The sequence below is a fragment of the Curtobacterium sp. MCLR17_032 genome (assembly GCF_003234795.2).
GTDB lineage: Bacteria > Actinomycetota > Actinomycetes > Actinomycetales > Microbacteriaceae > Curtobacterium.
Map to the genome: position 1 here is coordinate 313,443 of NZ_CP126268.1, position 15,400 is coordinate 328,842.

A 15,400-nucleotide genomic window follows, 5' to 3' on the forward strand; every position below is an offset into this window, starting at 1 on the left:
GCACGGGATCCGCGCAGATCGGCGTTCCTGGAACCCGTCCCAGAGGTCCCCGCGCAGGTTCAGGTCCAACGCAGCGGGTGCACCGCCCGCCGCGACGAGAAGACCGGAAGGCCGACCATGACCACGAACCCACCCGGGAACGACTCCGGGACGCCCATCCACGACGCCACGGCTGCCGCCGAGGGTCACGAGACCCACCCCGGCGTCACGGTCCCGTCCTACGCGAGCGGTACGCCCGTCGAGCGCCCCACCGGTTTCGACGACCTCGAACCGCTGGACGCCATCCCCGCCGACGAGCAGCTGCCCGCCGGCACCGTCCCCGCCGGCAGCCTGACCGCGACCGGCAGCGGCACCGGCAGCTCCGACTCGGGCAGCTTCGACTCGGGCAGCTCCGGCTCGGGTAGCTCCGACTCGGGCAGCTCGGGCGGCGGCACGGCCAAGGCCGACGCTGCCAAGAGCGCCGCGTCGGACGTCGCCGGGGACGCCAAGGAGCATGCCGCGAACGTCGCCGGCACCGCCAAGGAGCAGGCTGCGAACGTCGCCTCCGAGGTGTCGGACCACGCCCGCCAGCTCTTCGGCCAGGCGTCCGGCACCCTCAAGGACCAGGCCGCCGACCAGCAGCAGAAGGCCGCCAGTGGTCTCCGCACGATCGGCGACCACCTCGGCAAGATGGCCGACAACGACGACGAGCAGGGCCTGGCGGCGAAGGTCGTCCGCGACCTGTCGAACCGTGCCGGGTCCGTCGCCGGGTACCTCGAGGGCCGCGACCCGGGCTCCCTCGTCGACGAGGTGAAGTCGTTCGCCGCACGTCGTCCAGGCACCTTCATCGCGATCGCCGCCGGCGCGGGCATCCTCGCCGGTCGTCTCGCGAAGGCGCTGACGACGGAGATCAAGCACGAGAAGGAAGCCGAGGCGACCGGCACCGGCACGACCGGCACCACCGGGACGGGGCCGCTCGTATGACCGATCCGTTCCCCGGTGCGACCGGTCGGACGGTGCCCGGGCGGCCGAGCGCCGAGGAGCGCGCGGCGTCGACGCCCCTCGGTGAGCTCCTCTCCGAGGTGTCCCGTGACCTCTCCACGCTGTTCCGGCAGGAGGTCGCGCTCGCCAAGGCCGAGCTGACCGACTCCGCGAAGAAGGCGGGCAAGGGCGCGGGCATGTTCGGCGGCGCAGGCGTCGCGGGGCTCTTCGCCCTGCTGTTCCTGTCGATCGCCGCCTGGTGGGGGCTCGGGTACCTCATCGGCAACGCGTGGTCCGCCGTGGTCATCGCCGTGGTCTACGCCGTCGTCGCCGCGATCCTCGCGATGCGCGGACGCAAGGAGATCAAGCAGATCGACGGCGCCCCCCAGACGGTCGCGACCGTCAAGGAAGTCCCCGAGACACTCAAGCCCAACACCGGGAGGAACTGATGAGCACCCCAGACGAGATCCGCGCCGACATCGAGCGCACCCGTGGAGAACTCGGTTCGGACGTCGACGCCCTCGCCGACAAGGTGAACCCGTCCGCCATCGCCCACCGCCAGACCGAGAAGGTCAAGGGCCGCTTCCAGGACGTCCGCGAGTCCGTCATGGGTGCCGCCGGCAGCGCCCGCGACTCCGTGATGGGCGCCGCCGACTCGGCACGCTCGAGTGTCTCGGGCTCGAGATCGAGCGCCGCGGGCTCCGTGGAGGACACCGCGTCGCGCGGCGTCGAGAAGGCGAAGGGCAACCCGCTCGCCGTCGGCCTCATCGCCTTCGGTGTCGGCTGGCTCGCGTCGTCGCTCCTGCCCTCCTCCACGAAGGAGGAGGAGCTCGCCGGTGAGCTGAAGGACAAGGCCGCTCCGCTCGTCGACAAGGCGAAGGAGCAGGCGAAGGACGCCGGCGCCCCGCTCCTCGACGCCGCCAAGGAGCACGCGCAGGACCTCACGGGCACCGTGCGGGACGCGGCCCAGACGGTCAAGGACGAGGTGCAGGGCGCCGCGTCCGACGTGCAGGACAACGCGCAGTCGTCCGCGGACGACGTCCGCAACGCCTGAACGCGTCGGCACTGACGTCAGCACCTGACGGACGGGAGGCCCGAGACCAGCTGGTCCCGGGCCTCCCGTCCGTCTCGTGCACCGTCCACCGCGCCCTCCGGCGCACCTGAGGTGCCGGTCGTCGCCCACGGAGCAGGGTGGAGCCATGTCCGACACCCCCACCACCGCCGTCCTGTTCGACATCGACGGCACCCTGGCCGACTCGAACTACGCCCACATCGACGCCTGGTGGCGGGCCTTCCGCGCGGCGGGGGAGTCCGTCGACGCCTGGCGCATCCACCGGGCGATCGGCATGGACTCGTCGAAGCTGCTCGAGTCGCTGCTGCCGGACGCCTCCGAGGAGACCCGGGACACCGCGAAGCAGTTCCACACCGCCTTCTACTCCGAGCACATGCCGCAGCTGCGCCTGCTGCCCGGTGCGCGGGACCTGCTCGAGGCGGTCGCCGGTCGCGGGCACGCCGTGGTGCTCGCGACCAGTGCCCCGCAGAACGAGCTCGGCCGGCTGCTCGAACTCCTCGACGCCGAGCAGTGGATCGCCGCCGTCACGAGCAGCGAGGACGTCGAGCAGGCGAAGCCGGACCCCGGGATCATCGAGGTCGCGCTGCAGAAGGCCGGGGTCGATGCTGACCACGCCGTCATGGTCGGCGACGCGATGTGGGACGTCGAGTCGGCGGAGCGCGTCGGCGTGACGTGCATCGGTGTGATGACCGGCGGGATCGGCGGCGACGAGCTGCGCGGTGCCGGTGCCGCGGCCGTGTACGACGACGCGGCGGCGCTGCTCGAGGACCTCGACGGCAGCCCGATCGGTCCGCTCGGCTGACGCTGCCCGTCCCACGGCGCCGCGTCGGCCGGAGCGCGCACCGGCGTGTGGGCGCCGTCGTCGGTCCGTGTCAGGATGGACGACCGTGATCACCATCGAGCGCGTGCCCTGGGAAGACCCGCGCGGAGTCGCACTCCGCGCGACCATGGACGAGGAGATGCACGAGCGCTACGGCGACGGGAACCCCGGTGAAGCCCCCGAGGTCTCGGCCGAGCGCAGCCGCGTGCTGTCCGTCGACCCGAGCACCGTCGTGACGTCCCTGCTCGCCGTCGACGAGGACGGGACGGTCCTCGGCCACATCGCCGTCCGACGGCTCGGGGACGAGATCGAGCTGAAGCGCCTCATCGTCCTGGCCGCCGCCCGGGGCAAGGGCGCCGCCACCGCGCTCCTGGACGAGTGCGCCCGGGTCGGCCGCGAGCAGGGTGCCAGCCGTCTGATCCTGCAGACCGGTGACAAGCAGCCCGAGGCCGTGGCGCTGTACGAGAAGACCGGGTGGGACCGCATCGACGTGTACGAGCCGTACGCCGAGACGATGCCGTGGTCGTACTGCTTCGCGAAGGGGATCTGACCCAGACGTCACTGGGAGTTCACCACCGGTGAATTGCACTCTTGCAGAAGGAGTGCAAGTATCACCCGGTGACCACCGCTGAACGCACCCGTGCCCTCCGGCGCAGCATGGTGTCCGAAGCGCGCCGCGCGGTCGTCGACGGCGGGCTGCAGGGCTTCACCATCGAGCAGCTCTGCGAGCGCGTCGGCGTCTCCCGCCGCACCTTCTTCAACCACTTCGCGTCGAAGGAGGACGTGGTCCTCGGCATCGAGCTCAACGCCGACACCGCACTGCTCGCCGCGTACGCCGAGGGCACCGTCGTCCCGACGGCCCTGGCTCCGCTGCCGTCCGTCATCGCGCTCATCATCGAGCAGCTGCACGTCGCCGGCATCGACCGCGCTGACGAAGCCCTGGTGCGCCACGTCTTCGAGCGCGAGCCGGCGCTGACCGCCCGGTTCCTGTCCGCCACGGACACGCAGATCCAGAAGGTCGCCGACGCCGTCCGCCAGCGCTTCGCCTGGCACGACCCGGCCGACCCGCGCGCCCGCCTGGTGGCCGAAGCCGCCGTCGGCGTCATCCGGGTCAGCGCCGGCACCTACTTCGCCGACGACTTCGACGAGGCGTCCGGACCCCGGTTCGACGAGCTCCTCGACACCAACCTCCGTCTCATGACGGAAGCCATCACCATCCCCGCCCAGGAAGGCACCTCATGAGCGCATCCGCGCCGAGCACCACCCGCCGGGGTCGCCAGCAGGCCGACGGGCCGCTGCTCCTGACCCAGCGCCGCATCTGGATCATCTTCTCGGCGCTCATCGCCGGGATGCTGCTGTCCAGCCTCGACCAGACCATCGTCTCGACCGCCATGCCCACGATCGTCGGCGAGCTCGGCGGCGTCGCACACCAGGCGTGGATCACGACCGGGTACCTGCTCGCGTCGACGATCGTGATGCCGATCTACGGCAAGTTCGGTGACGTCATCGGTCGCCGCAACCTGTTCCTCGTCGCCATCGCCCTGTTCACGCTGGCGTCCCTCGGCTGTGCACTGTCGACCGACTTCTGGCAGTTCGTGGTGTTCCGCGCGCTGCAGGGCCTGGGCGGCGGCGGGCTCATGATCCTGTCGCAGGCGATCATCGCCGACATCGTCCCGGCCTCGCAGCGCGGCAAGTACCTCGGCCCGCTCGGTGCGATCTTCGGCCTCTCCGCCGTCGGTGGCCCGCTGCTCGGTGGGTTCTTCGTCGACCACATGACCTGGAACTGGGCGTTCTGGATCAACATCCCGGTCGGTATCGCGGCCTTCGCCGTCGCGTGGTTCGCCCTGACGCTGCCGAGCAAGAAGGCGACGAAGCGGATCGACGTGCTCGGTGTCGCCCTGCTGTCCGCCACCACCGCGTGCCTGGTGTTCTTCACCGAGTTCGGCGGCAACCGCCAGCACGGCTGGGGTGCGCCGGAGACGTGGGCGTGGGGTGCCGGCTTCCTCGTCGCGGCCGCGTCGTTCGTGCTCGTCGAGTCGCGGGCGCAGGACCCGATCATCCCGCTGTCGTTCTTCCGCAACCGCACGTTCGTCATCGCGACGGCGATCGGCTTCGTGCTGGGCCTCGGCATGTTCGCCGCGATCGGCTTCGTCCCGACGTTCCTGCAGATGGCCTCGGGCACGTCCGCCGCGGTCTCCGGGCTGCTGATGCTGCCGATGATGGTCGGCCTGATCGGCACCTCGATCCTGTCCGGCACGCTCATCACGAAGACCGGCCGCTACCGCGCGTTCCCGATCATCGGCACGATCGTGGTCGGCATCGCGATGCTCGGCATGACCTCGCTGGCCGCGAGCACCCCGATCTGGCTGATCTGCGTCTACCTGTTCGTCTTCGGCGCCGGCCTCGGCCTGATCATGCAGGTCGTGGTCCTGGTCGCGCAGAACGCCGTGCCGCCCGAGCAGGTCGGTACCGCCACCTCGACGAACAACTACTTCCGCGAGGTCGGCGCCTCCCTCGGCGTCGCCGTCTTCGGAGCGCTCTTCACCTCACGCCTGACCGATGCGCTGACCGACGTCTTCCGCGGTGCCGGGGGCAGCGCGACCGACGCGGCCAGTGCCAGCTCGAGCATCGACCCGACCTCGCTGTCGAAGCTGCCGCAGGCGGTGCAGGACGGCATCGTGAACGCGTACGCCGACTCCCTGTCGCCGGTGTTCTGGTACCTGCTGCCGTTCATCGCCGCCGCGCTCGTGCTCGCGCTCTTCATCCCGCAGATGCAGCTGGCGGACGTCGCCGGCATGGTCGCCCGTGGTGAAGCGGTCGGTGGCGACGAGGCCGACGCGCTCGAGCGGGCACGACGGGACGGGACTGCGCCGGCCGCCGCGTCGGCGGACGCACCCGAGCCGGTGGGCTCGCCGACGGGGTCGGTGTCGACCACCCGGCACGACGAGTAGTCGCGACCAGGTGACGGACGGGAGGCGCGGTGCCAGCGGGTGCCGCGCCTCCCGTCCGTCGTGTGGGTCGGGTCAGGCGCCCGTGCTCGCGCGGGGGACCAGGCGGGTGGGCAGGGCCGGGTCCGGCGCGTCGACGCCGTCGAGCGTCGCGAGGAGCCGGAGTGCCGCTGCGCGTCCGAGGTCGGCGCCGGGGAGGGCGACGCTCGTCAGGCTCGGCGCCGTGACCGAGGACGACGGCAGGTCGTCGAAACCGGCGACGGCCAGGGACGTCGGCACCGCGATGCCCCGCTCGGCAGCGACCCGGAGTACCCCGTAGGCCAGGGTGTCGGCGGCCGCGACGACGGCGGTGACCCGGTCCGCGAGCCAGGCGTCGACGACCTGCCCGACGGCGCTCGCGGCGGCGTCGATCGTCAGGTCGGCCTGTGCCTGGACGGGTGACACCGTGATGCCGGCCGCGGTGCACGCCTGCCCGAACAGCGTGCGGCGGACCGCGAACGTCGTCGCACGTGACGTCCCGTCGAGGTAGGCGACCCGACGGTGTCCGGCGGCGGCGAGGTGGGCGACCAGCGCCTCCACGCCGGCGGTCAGGTCGTAGTTGACCGCTCCCGGACCGCCGGGGGCGTCGAGCAGGACGACGGGGACGCTCGCGGCCATCGACGCGTGCTCGGCCGGGGCGTCCACCAGGATGCCGGCCGGACGGAGTCGCTCGAAGCGGCGGACGTCGGCGTCCACCGGCTGCTCGCCGCGCTCGGTGACGGACAGCACGAGCTGGAAACGGTCGCCGATGGTGTCGCGGACGCCGCGGATGACCTCGGCGAAGAACGGGTTCGACAGGTCGGGGGCGATGAGCACGACGAGGTCGCCGCTGCCCCGCGCCAGTGAGCTCGCCGCGTGGTCGACGACGTAGCCGAGCTGCTCGACGGCGTCGCGGACCCGGTCGGCGATGGGCGTCGAGACGCGTCCGCGGTCCTTGCCGTTCACGACGAGGGAGACCGTGGCGATGCTCGTGCCGGCGCGTTCGGCGACCATCGCGGCGGTCACGCGACCGGACGGAGCGGGGCGACTGCGCGGGCTCGTGGGCACAGGTCGATGCTAGCGACGGCCGTGCATGCAGAATCCCGGCGACTTGACGTCAAGCGCTTGATGCTGTGTGATGTCAAACGCTTGACGCGGCGTGCATGGCGCGTCAGGCCCTGACCTCCTGCCGGCCGCCCGCACCCCGGGCACCCGGCTCCCCGACGAAGTGGAGCACCCCGTGTCCGACGCCCCGCGCACCCCCGCGAAGATCATCCTCGACTGCGACCCCGGCCACGACGACGCCGTCGCGATGCTGCTCGCCCACGGCAACCCGGACATCGAGCTCCTCGCCGTCACCACCGTCGTCGGCAACCAGACCCTCCCGAAGGTCACCCGGAACGCGCTCGCCGTCGCCCGCATCGCGGGGATCACCGGCGTGCCCTTCGCCGCCGGTGCCGCCCGACCGCTGCTCCGCCAGGTCGAGGTCGCCCCCGAGATCCACGGCGAGAGCGGCCTCGACGGACCCGTCCTACCGGAGCCGTCGTTCGAGCTCGACGAGCGGCACGCGGTCGACCTGATCATCGACACCGTGATGGCCCACGAGCCCGGCACCGTCACCATCGTGCCGACCGCCGGCCTGACCAACATCGCGCTCGCCGTCCGCAAGGAGCCGCGCATCGTCGAGCGCGTCAAGCAGGTCGTGCTGATGGGCGGCGGCGTCCACGTCGGCAACTGGAGCCCGGTCGCCGAGTTCAACATCGTCATCGACCCCGAAGCCGCGTCGATCGTGTTCGACGCCGGCTGGGACGTCGTCATGGTCGGACTCGACCTCACCCACCAGGCGCTCGCCACCCCCGAGGTCGCCGCCCGCATCGCCGCCGTCGGCACCGGGCCCGCCGCCTTCGTCGGGGAGCTCCTCGACTTCTTCGGCAAGGCGTACCAGGACGTACAGGGGTTCGACGCCCCGCCGGTGCACGACCCCTGCGCCGTGGCGTACGTCATCGACCCGACGATCGTCCGGGCCGTGAAGGTGCCGATCCGCGTCGAGACCCAGGGGACCCTGACCCTCGGCATGACCGTCGCCGACTTCCGCTCCCCGGCGCCCGCGGACTGCCGGACGAGCGCCGCCTTGGAACTCGACCACGGCCGGTTCTGGGACCTGGTCGTCGACGCCCTCGAGCGCATCGGCGAGACGCCCGACACCGGCTGGACGCCCCGCGCCGCCGCCGACGGCATCGACGCCGGCCTGACCACGCAGCCGACCGCCGCGACGGAGGCGTGAGCGCCGTGAAGTCGATCGGTGCGCTCACCGCGGCGCTGCTGGCCGCGTGCATCGCGTTCCAGCTCAACGCCAGCATGCTCAGCCCCGCCCTCGTCACGATGGCGCGCGAACTCGATACGGACGACGCCACGATCGGCCTGTCCCAGACGCTGTACTTCACGCTCGCCGCGCTGTTCTCGCTGTTCCTGCCCCGACTGTCGGACATCGTCGGCCGCAAGCGGGTGCTCGTCGCCATGCTCGCCGTGATGTTCGTCGGCAGCGTCGTCGCCGCCCTCGCGGTGAACGTCCCGATGCTGTTCACCGGTCGCATCATCCAGGGCGTCACCGGCCCGGTCGTCCCGATCAGCCTGCTCGTCCTGCGCAACGAGATCAGCGACCCGAAGCGCTACGGCGCCGCCCTCGGGCTGCTCACCGCGGTGAACGGCGGCATCGCCGGTATCGACGCCCTCGCCGGTGGGTGGATCGCGACCCACTTCGGCTTCCGCGGGATCTTCTGGGTGATCGCCGTCGTCACGGTCATCGCCCTCGCACTCGTCGCGAAGTGGGGCGTCGAGTCCCGCCCGTCCGCCGGCACCCGGATGGACTGGGTCGGCGTCGTGCCGCTCGTCGTCTCGGTCGGTGCCCTGCTCACCGCCTTCAACGAGGCCGGCAAGCTCGGCGACGCGGACCCCGTGCTCGTGGTCGGTGGCGTGGTCGTCGCACTCGCCGCCTTCGCCGTGTTCTGGGCCGTCGAGTCGCGTGTCCGCGAACCGCTCGTCGAGACCCGGTTCCTCAAGCGCCGGGCCACCTGGGCACTGCTCGCCACCACGTTCCTCACGATGACCGGGGTGTTCGCCGTCGTCAACGGGCTCGTCACCTCGCTCGCCCAGAACGGCGACGCGGGCTTCGGGATGGAGGCCGACCTCGCCTCCCTCGTGTTCCTCACGCCGTACGCACTGGTCGGCTGGGTCGTCGGACCGTTCGCCGGCCGGCTCGCGCCGACCCTCGGCTACCGCGCCGTCCTGCGCGTCGGCCTGGTCGGCAGCATCGTCGCCACCGTCCTGATGGCGCTCGTCGGGGTGCACTCGCTGCCGGTGCTCGTCACCGCCACGGTGCTGATCGGCATCACCTACGCCGGCATCGCGAACATCATCCTCAACGGCCTGGGCATCGTGCTGTCCCCGGACTCGAACCCCGGCTTCCTGCCCGGACTCAACGCCGGCGCGTTCAACCTCGGCGCGGGCGTCAGCTTCGCCGTGCTGCCGGCACTGCAGATCGCGCTCGGGGTCGGCGGTTCCTCGGGCACCGCCGGGTACTCCGGTGGGATGCTGCTCGGTGCCGTGATCACCACCGCTGCCCTGGCGACCTCGTTCCTCATCCCCCGACCAGAGGCCGCCGAGACCGGTACCGCCGTCCCGCAGAAGGAGTCCGTCCGATGACCGACACGATCGTGATCGTCGGGTCGCTCAACGCGGACCTCGTCGTCCGCACCGAGCGCTTCCCGCAGCCGGGGGAGACCCTGCACGGCTCCGACCTGGCGACCCTGCCCGGCGGCAAGTCCGCCAACCAGGCCGTCGCGGCCGGGCGGCTCGGGGGCACCGTCCGCATGGTCGGCGCGGTCGGTGACGACGGCAACGGCACGCTGCTCCGCGACTCCGTCGCGGCCTCCGGGGCGGACACCACGCACGTCGTGGTCCGGCCCGGCACCGCCACCGGCACCGCCGTCATCACCGTCGACGGCCGCGGCGAGAACACCATCGTGATCTCCGGCGGTGCCAACGCCACGCTCGCACCCGCGGACCTGCCCGCCGACGTCTTCCACGACGCCGCCGTGCTCGGACTCTGCCTCGAGGTCCCGATGGACGCGGTGCTCGCCGCCGCCCGGGCCGCACACGCCGCGGGGGTGACCGTGCTGACGAACCTGTCCCCGTTCGGCGCCGTCCCGCCGGAGCTCCTCGAACTGACCGACGTCCTGCTCGTCAACGAGCACGAGGCCGCCGCGCTCGGGGACCACGGCGTCCGACGCTCGATCGTCACCCGGGGCGGGGACGGCTCGGTCGTGCACGACGGGGACGCCCGGCCGGTCGAGGTCCCCGCCGTGCCCGTCGAGGCGGTCGACACCACTGGGTGCGGGGACGCCTTCATGGGAGCGGTCGCACTGCGGCTCGCGGCGGGGGACACGTTGGTCGAGGCTGCGCGGTTCGCCGCCGGGGTCGGCGCCTACGCGGCGACCGGTGCCGGCGCACAGGCGTCCTACCCGACCACCGCACAGCTGGAGGCGTTCCTCGGGACGTGATCCGGGCCTCCCGCCCGACCGCTACCGTGGGCGCATGCGCGTCGGAGTCCTCGACATCGGTTCGAACACCGGTCACCTGCTCGTCGTCGACGCTCACGGGGGTGCTGCCCCGCTGCCCGCGTCGTCGTTCAAGCGCCCGCTGCGGCTCGCTGAACACCTGGACGACCAGGGCGCGGTGACGCCGGTCGGCATCGACGCACTGACCGACTTCGTGGCGGAGTCCGTCCGCGTCGCCGAGGACCGCGGCTGCGAGGACATGCTCGGGTTCGCGACGTCCGCCGTCCGCGACGCCGTGAACTCCGAAGCCGTCCTCGCCCACGTGCAGGAGCAGACCGGGGTGGAGCTCGCCGTGCTCTCCGGGTCGGACGAGGCCCGGCTGACCTTCCTGGCTGTGCGCCGCTGGTTCGGCTGGTCCGCCGGACGACTCGCGGTGTTCGACATCGGCGGCGGCTCGCTCGAGATCGCCGGCGGCGCGGACGAGGCGCCCGACGTCGCCTGGTCGATGCCGATCGGAGCCGCACGGCTGGCCCGCACGTACTTCGCTGCCGGCACCCCCAGCCCGGACGAGCTGCGCCGGGTCCGGCACGAGGTCCGCGTCGAGATCGCCCGCGAAGCCGGCCGGCTGCTGCGGTCCGGAGCGCCGGACCGTGCCGTGGCCACCTCGAAGACGTTCCGCTCCATCGCCCGGATCTGCGGCGCAGCGCCCTCGGCCGCGGGGCCGCTCGTGCCGCGCGTGCTCGACGGGGCGGCGCTCCGGGACCGGCTGCCGGCGCTCCTGACCATGTCGGTCGACGAGCTCGGCACGCTGCCCGGGGTCTCGCCGAGCCGGGCGCACCAGGTCGTGCCGGGGGCGCTCGTCGCCGAGGCGTGCCTGGACATCTTCGATCTGCCGGCGCTGGAGATCTGCCCGTGGGCGCTCCGCGAGGGTGTGATCCTCGAGCGGCTGGACCAGCTGTCGGTCCTCGGCTGACCCCTCGCAAAACGCAACCTCGGCGTTCCTGCGGCACGGTACTGCGTTGCGGGTCGTCGGCGACGTTGCGTCTTGCGGAGGCGTGATCCTCGAACGGCCGGACCAGCTGTCGGTCCTCGGGGAATCTCGCCGCGCAGTCGCGATCGGCAGCGACATCCGCCCAGTGTCATGCTGGATTCTGCTGCCAGGTATGAGCAATACGAGCGTCTCATCGACCGCTACGGTGTCTTCCGAGGGCAGCCGAACCGCGGGTGTCGAGGCCCCCGTGGCCGGAAGGGATCCCCGATGATCGATCTCCTCATCGCACTCTGTGTCGCCGCGTTCTTCGGAGCCGCCTGGTCGGCCGGCCGGTACCTGCCGAAGGCCGTTGCCGCCTGCTTCCCCGTTGCGGTCCTGACGGCCGTCATCGTCGTCGCGGCGGTCGGCGGTCTGGGCGCGGTCCGCGACTGGTTGATGGCGGGCGTAGTGGTCTGCATCACCGCGATCATCACGTTGGCCGGCCGTGGCTCACGGCGGCGACGCAACGGCCAGGCAGCCCGGTCCTGACGGCGCGCTCGCTGAGCAAGTCCTCGTCGGGCGTCTACCGCCGTCCCAGACCGGTGCACCACGATCGAGCGACAGCCCAGCCACCGAGAGGACCACGATGACCGGACTCGCCCCCACGACCACCCTGCTCGCCACCGTCGACGGACCGGACGGCAGCACCTACGAGGTCCGGCACGCGGTGTTCCCGCCGGGGTCCACGACCGGGTGGCACCGGCACGACGCCCGCCAGACGGGTCTCGTGGTCCGGGGCGAGCTGACGCACGCCAGCCCGGAAGCGACGCATGCCGTCGGCCCGGGTCACGCGCTCGTCGAGGAGCCGCGCATCGTGCACGAGGGCCGGGCCACCGGGACGGACGACACCGAGCTCCTGTACGTCGCACACCGCCTGCCCGGGACCGAGATCGCGACGCCGGCCGATCCGCCGGCCGCCGTCGGCCCGGTGCGCGGCTCGCACGTCACCGTCGCCCTCGGACTGCCCGTGTTCGTGCACGCCCTGCGCTACACCGCCATGTACGGCCCGAAGCCGTTCGCCGAAGCGCTGCTGGTCTACCGCGACAACGGGACGTACACGATCCTCTCCCCAGGAGAGGACCACCACGGCTGCTACGTCTCGGCCACCGCCATCGACGCGGGCACCCCGCCGCGCCACGTCGCCTTCATGTCGTGGCCGTCCGCGGACTGGGACAGCAACGTCGCCGCGCACACGCTGACCTTCGCCGCGGACACCGGTGCGTTCACGCAGGAGCTCCGGCTGCCCGGGGACGCCGTCCCCCGAGCACAGCACGGGTTCGCCGCACCGGTCGAGGGCCAGGAACCGATCGACGTGACCGCGGGCTGGACTGCCCTGCGGCAGACCCACGACGACACGTTCGCCGGGCTCGCTGCCCGGGCTGCCGCCTCCGGCACGGCGCGCTGACCCGGCGCGCTGGCTCGGCGCCCCCGAAACGAAACGTCGGTGACTCCTCGCATCGGTATCTCGTTGCGGGCAGCCGCCGACGTTGCGTTTTGCGATCAGGGGCGGCGGGGCGGGGCCAGCAACCAGGGGCGGATCAGCTTCGTCACGAACGGCAGCACCCAGAACGTCATGATCGGCGTCAGCACCAGCGTCGTGATGAGCACCCGGGGCAGCGCTGCCAGGTGCGCGAAGGACGGCAGCAGCCAGCCGACCAGGACCGTGAAGACCAGGTTGACGGGGAAGAACCCGAGCCAGATGCTCACCGCCTGCTTCCAGCGTGGCGGGGCGCTCGAGGCCGGAGCGTCCTGCGGGACGTCGAACCACCCCTCGATGCCGGTCCGCTTCTCGACGCGGGACTCCACGACGAGGTCCCGCCCCAGGTCGAGCCAACGCAGCCGGTCGTCGGAGTTCTCCCACGTGGACAGCGAGTCGTGGTCGGCGAAGCGGTAGAGCATGTGCCACTCACGGGACCGGGCGGTGGAGCGGACCCACCCGGATCCGAGGAACCCGGGGTAGCGGTTGGCGAGGTTCACGCCGGACTGCACCCAGCGGGTGACCTCGGGGATCCGTTCGGGTTCGACCAGGCGGGTGATGGACACGGTGACGGGTGGGCCAGCGATCTCGGGTGATGATGGGGCCCCCGTCGCCGGTTCCTGACCGACGCGCCAGCGGCGGTCAGGCCGTGCCGATGGGGACAGGCTGCCAGGCTCTTGTGGAGTCATCCGACAAGTGTCGCGCTCCACGTGTTACACGCGCATGACGGCCGGACGGTGAGCGCAACGGCAACCGTGACGGGAGGCCCTCAGCTCGCCTTCTTCTTGGCGGGAGCCCGCTTCGCCGCCGGTTCCTTCGCCGCGGGTTCCTTCTTCGCCGGTTCCTTCTTCGCGGGTGCCTTCGCTGCCGCAGCCCGCTTCGCCGCCGGCTTCCGGTCGCCGGAGCCGTTCGCGTCGTCGCCCGAGCTGTCCGCGTCCTCGTGGGAGCCGGCCGCGCGCGATCGCGAGCCGCCCGAGGAACGCGACCCAGAGCCTCCCGACCGGGACCCACCGCCACGGTTCTTGTCCACCGACGCGCGCAGGGCGGCCATCAGGTCGATGACGTCACCGCCCGCGTCGTCGTCGTCCGACGAGGCCTGCTCGCCGAACGTCTCGGCGGTGTCGACGTCGTCGCCCGCCTCGAGCTTGGCGTCGATGAGCTGCTGCAGTTCCTCCTGGTACTCGTCCGTGTAGCGGTCCGGGTCGAAGTCGGTGGACATGCTCTCGACGAGCGAGGACGACATCTTCAGCTCGTTCGCGCTGACCTTCACCGAGGTGTCGAGTGCCGAGAAATCGGCGGCGCGGACCTCGTCGCCCCAGAGCAGCCCCTGCAGCAGCAGCACGTCGTCGTGTACCCGCAGCACACCGAGCCGTGTCTTCTGGCGGAGGGTGAACTGCACGATCGCCAGCCGGTCGGTCTGCTCGAGCGTCTTCCGGAGCAGCACGTACGCCTTCGGGGAGCGGGAGTCCGGCTCCAGGTAGTACGTCTTCTCGAACATCATCGGGTCGACCTGGTCGACGGGGACGAACTCCAGGACCTCGATCTCGTGCGACTGCTCCTGCGGCAGCTGCTTGAAGTCGTCGGGCGTCAGGACGACGGTCTTCTCACCGTCGTCGTAGGCGCGCTGGATGTCGCCGTACTCGACCTCGTGCCCGAGCTCGCAGACCCGCTTGTAGCGGATGCGGGCTTTGTCCTCGTCGTGGATCTGGTGCAGGGAGACGTCGTGCGTCTCGGTCGCCGCGTAGACCTTGATGGGCACGTTGACGAGCCCGAACGCGATGGAGCCCTTCCAGATCGACCTCATGCGCTCATGATGCTCGCAGGCGCGCGAGGCGACCCCCAGTTCTGAGCGGATCGGCAGGTGCGGTGGGGAGCAGACGGGCGTATCGTCCCGCCTCATGACGGGGGAACGCAGTGTGACGGAGCAGGCGACAGCGCAGACGTCGGCCACGACGGGGGATCGACTGGACGCAGCCGGGTGGGCGCAGCTCGCGTTCGGAGCGGCGGCCGGGCTGGCGACGGGTGTCGGGGTGGGCCTGTCGGCTCACGGCCCGTTCCCGTGGGTGACGGTCGTCGTGCTCGGGGTGGCGCTGGGCGTGGTGTTCCCCGTGGCCCTGTTGCGGGCGTGGTGGGCTCGTGGCGGCCGGAACACTCTCGTCGAGACGCGAGCCTGGGTCCGGTCCGGCCGCGTGCCGGACGAGGTCCCTGACACCGTGTGGCGTCCGCGGGTCCGCCAGCTGCTCGGCGACTCCTCACGGCAGCTGTTCGGCGCGTGGGCCGCCGCGGTGGTCGCGTGCCTGTGGGCCGCCCTCGCGATCTCTGGAGAGACACGCGACTGGGCGTTCGCCGCGGTGTGGGCGGTCCTGGCGGCGGTCCAGTTCGTGCAGGTGCGCAAGGTGCGCCCGTCGGCGCGACGGCTGCTCGACGCACCGGCGCGCGTGGTCGCGTCCGTCTGACGTCGGCCGGTCCTCTCCTGCACAGCCGGGAGGCCCGCCCCGCGTTCTCCACGGACCTCACCG

Annotated in this window: 17 protein-coding genes; 14 read left to right on the forward strand and 3 right to left on the reverse strand. The window is 71.9% G+C overall.

Going from position 1 to position 15,400, the window contains the following annotated elements:
* The first annotated feature begins 117 nt into the window (after positions 1-117).
* From DEI97_RS01540 to DEI97_RS01570, 7 genes are all read left to right on the forward strand, one after another.
* The gene (locus tag DEI97_RS01540) at positions 118-963 is read left to right on the forward strand and encodes a hypothetical protein (RefSeq protein ID WP_111076349.1); all 846 of its coding nucleotides are present in this window, start codon (positions 118-120) and stop codon (positions 961-963) included.
* Positions 960-1,409 (forward strand): phage holin family protein, encoded by a 450-nt coding sequence (locus DEI97_RS01545; protein ID WP_181439370.1) that lies wholly within the window; start codon positions 960-962, stop codon positions 1,407-1,409. Before DEI97_RS01540 ends, DEI97_RS01545 begins: the two co-directional genes overlap by 4 nt.
* Positions 1,409-2,014, forward strand: a complete 606-nt coding sequence (locus tag DEI97_RS01550; protein ID WP_258376804.1) for a DUF3618 domain-containing protein — start codon at positions 1,409-1,411, stop codon at positions 2,012-2,014. Before DEI97_RS01545 ends, DEI97_RS01550 begins: the two co-directional genes overlap by 1 nt.
* Positions 2,015-2,159: 145 nt before the next feature.
* Positions 2,160-2,834: an HAD family hydrolase gene (locus DEI97_RS01555; RefSeq protein ID WP_111076350.1), complete on the forward strand. Its 675-nt coding sequence runs from the start codon at positions 2,160-2,162 to the stop codon at positions 2,832-2,834.
* Between the two features lie 85 nt (positions 2,835-2,919).
* Positions 2,920-3,402, forward strand: a complete 483-nt coding sequence (locus DEI97_RS01560) for a GNAT family N-acetyltransferase (protein WP_253466549.1) — start codon at positions 2,920-2,922, stop codon at positions 3,400-3,402.
* A gap of 68 nt (positions 3,403-3,470) precedes the next feature.
* The gene (locus DEI97_RS01565; RefSeq protein ID WP_181439371.1) at positions 3,471-4,094 is read left to right on the forward strand and encodes a TetR/AcrR family transcriptional regulator; all 624 of its coding nucleotides are present in this window, start codon (positions 3,471-3,473) and stop codon (positions 4,092-4,094) included.
* Positions 4,091-5,803 carry an MDR family MFS transporter gene (locus DEI97_RS01570; RefSeq protein WP_111076351.1) on the forward strand — a complete coding sequence of 571 codons (1,713 nt, stop codon included), beginning with the start codon at positions 4,091-4,093 and terminating at the stop codon, positions 5,801-5,803. The genes DEI97_RS01565 and DEI97_RS01570 overlap by 4 nt, the downstream gene beginning before the upstream one ends.
* 72 nt (positions 5,804-5,875) lie before the next feature.
* Here DEI97_RS01570 and DEI97_RS01575 read toward each other — a convergent pair whose 3' ends face one another.
* Positions 5,876-6,886, reverse strand: a complete 1,011-nt coding sequence (locus tag DEI97_RS01575; protein ID WP_253466551.1) for a LacI family DNA-binding transcriptional regulator — start codon at positions 6,884-6,886, stop codon at positions 5,876-5,878.
* Positions 6,887-7,130: 244 nt separating this feature from the next.
* Here DEI97_RS01575 and uriH point away from each other — a divergent pair, with 244 nt between their 5' ends.
* The 6 genes from uriH (at position 7,131) to DEI97_RS01605 (ending at position 12,809) form a co-directional block, all read left to right on the forward strand.
* Entirely contained in the window at positions 7,131-8,102 is a 972-nt protein-coding gene (uriH, locus tag DEI97_RS01580; RefSeq protein WP_253468040.1) for a uridine-preferring nucleoside hydrolase UriH, read from the forward strand.
* Positions 8,099-9,520, forward strand: a complete 1,422-nt coding sequence (gene uriT / locus DEI97_RS01585; RefSeq protein ID WP_111076352.1) for a uridine transporter UriT — start codon at positions 8,099-8,101, stop codon at positions 9,518-9,520. Before uriH ends, uriT begins: the two co-directional genes overlap by 4 nt.
* Positions 9,517-10,377 (forward strand): ribokinase, encoded by an 861-nt coding sequence (locus DEI97_RS01590; RefSeq protein WP_111076353.1) that lies wholly within the window; start codon positions 9,517-9,519, stop codon positions 10,375-10,377. Before uriT ends, DEI97_RS01590 begins: the two co-directional genes overlap by 4 nt.
* A 34-nt stretch (positions 10,378-10,411) precedes the next feature.
* Positions 10,412-11,347 carry a Ppx/GppA family phosphatase gene (locus tag DEI97_RS01595; protein ID WP_111076354.1) on the forward strand — a complete coding sequence of 312 codons (936 nt, stop codon included), beginning with the start codon at positions 10,412-10,414 and terminating at the stop codon, positions 11,345-11,347.
* A 285-nt stretch (positions 11,348-11,632) separates the two neighbouring features.
* A complete protein-coding gene (locus DEI97_RS01600; protein WP_111076355.1) occupies positions 11,633-11,893 on the forward strand; it encodes a hypothetical protein in 261 nt (86 codons plus the stop codon).
* Positions 11,894-11,990: 97 nt separating this feature from the next.
* Positions 11,991-12,809 carry a cupin domain-containing protein gene (locus tag DEI97_RS01605; RefSeq protein WP_111076356.1) on the forward strand — a complete coding sequence of 273 codons (819 nt, stop codon included), beginning with the start codon at positions 11,991-11,993 and terminating at the stop codon, positions 12,807-12,809.
* 95 nt (positions 12,810-12,904) lie between these two features.
* Here the strand turns inward: DEI97_RS01605 and DEI97_RS01610 are convergent, their stop codons facing one another.
* Together DEI97_RS01610 and ku are read right to left on the reverse strand one after the other, a co-directional pair.
* Positions 12,905-13,447, reverse strand: coding sequence for a putative antibiotic biosynthesis monooxygenase (locus tag DEI97_RS01610; protein ID WP_258376806.1), 543 nt, complete (start codon positions 13,445-13,447; stop codon positions 12,905-12,907).
* A 203-nt stretch (positions 13,448-13,650) separates the two neighbouring features.
* Positions 13,651-14,685 (reverse strand): non-homologous end joining protein Ku, encoded by a 1,035-nt coding sequence (gene ku / locus DEI97_RS01615; RefSeq protein ID WP_111076357.1) that lies wholly within the window; start codon positions 14,683-14,685, stop codon positions 13,651-13,653.
* A 94-nt stretch (positions 14,686-14,779) separates the two neighbouring features.
* Here ku and DEI97_RS01620 point away from each other — a divergent pair, with 94 nt between their 5' ends.
* Positions 14,780-15,337 (forward strand): hypothetical protein, encoded by a 558-nt coding sequence (locus tag DEI97_RS01620; RefSeq protein WP_111076358.1) that lies wholly within the window; start codon positions 14,780-14,782, stop codon positions 15,335-15,337.
* Positions 15,338-15,400 lie beyond the last annotated feature (63 nt).

What these genes read in the sequence shown, in the direction of transcription:
- DEI97_RS01540 (WP_111076349.1), top strand. Translation starts at nt 118, where the DNA reads ATGACCACGAACCCACCCGGGAACGACTCCGGGACGCCCATCCACGAC.
- DEI97_RS01545 (WP_181439370.1), top strand. Translation starts at nt 960, where the DNA reads ATGACCGATCCGTTCCCCGGTGCGACCGGTCGGACGGTGCCCGGGCGG.
- DEI97_RS01550 (WP_258376804.1), top strand. Translation starts at nt 1,409, where the DNA reads ATGAGCACCCCAGACGAGATCCGCGCCGACATCGAGCGCACCCGTGGA.
- DEI97_RS01555 (WP_111076350.1), top strand. Translation starts at nt 2,160, where the DNA reads ATGTCCGACACCCCCACCACCGCCGTCCTGTTCGACATCGACGGCACC.
- DEI97_RS01570 (WP_111076351.1), top strand. Translation starts at nt 4,091, where the DNA reads ATGAGCGCATCCGCGCCGAGCACCACCCGCCGGGGTCGCCAGCAGGCC.
- uriH (WP_253468040.1), top strand. Translation starts at nt 7,131, where the DNA reads ATGCTGCTCGCCCACGGCAACCCGGACATCGAGCTCCTCGCCGTCACC.
- DEI97_RS01590 (WP_111076353.1), top strand. Translation starts at nt 9,517, where the DNA reads ATGACCGACACGATCGTGATCGTCGGGTCGCTCAACGCGGACCTCGTC.
- DEI97_RS01595 (WP_111076354.1), top strand. Translation starts at nt 10,412, where the DNA reads ATGCGCGTCGGAGTCCTCGACATCGGTTCGAACACCGGTCACCTGCTC.
- DEI97_RS01600 (WP_111076355.1), top strand. Translation starts at nt 11,633, where the DNA reads ATGATCGATCTCCTCATCGCACTCTGTGTCGCCGCGTTCTTCGGAGCC.
- DEI97_RS01605 (WP_111076356.1), top strand. Translation starts at nt 11,991, where the DNA reads ATGACCGGACTCGCCCCCACGACCACCCTGCTCGCCACCGTCGACGGA.
- ku (WP_111076357.1), bottom strand. Translation starts at nt 14,685, where the DNA reads ATGAGGTCGATCTGGAAGGGCTCCATCGCGTTCGGGCTCGTCAACGTG.
- DEI97_RS01620 (WP_111076358.1), top strand. Translation starts at nt 14,780, where the DNA reads ATGACGGGGGAACGCAGTGTGACGGAGCAGGCGACAGCGCAGACGTCG.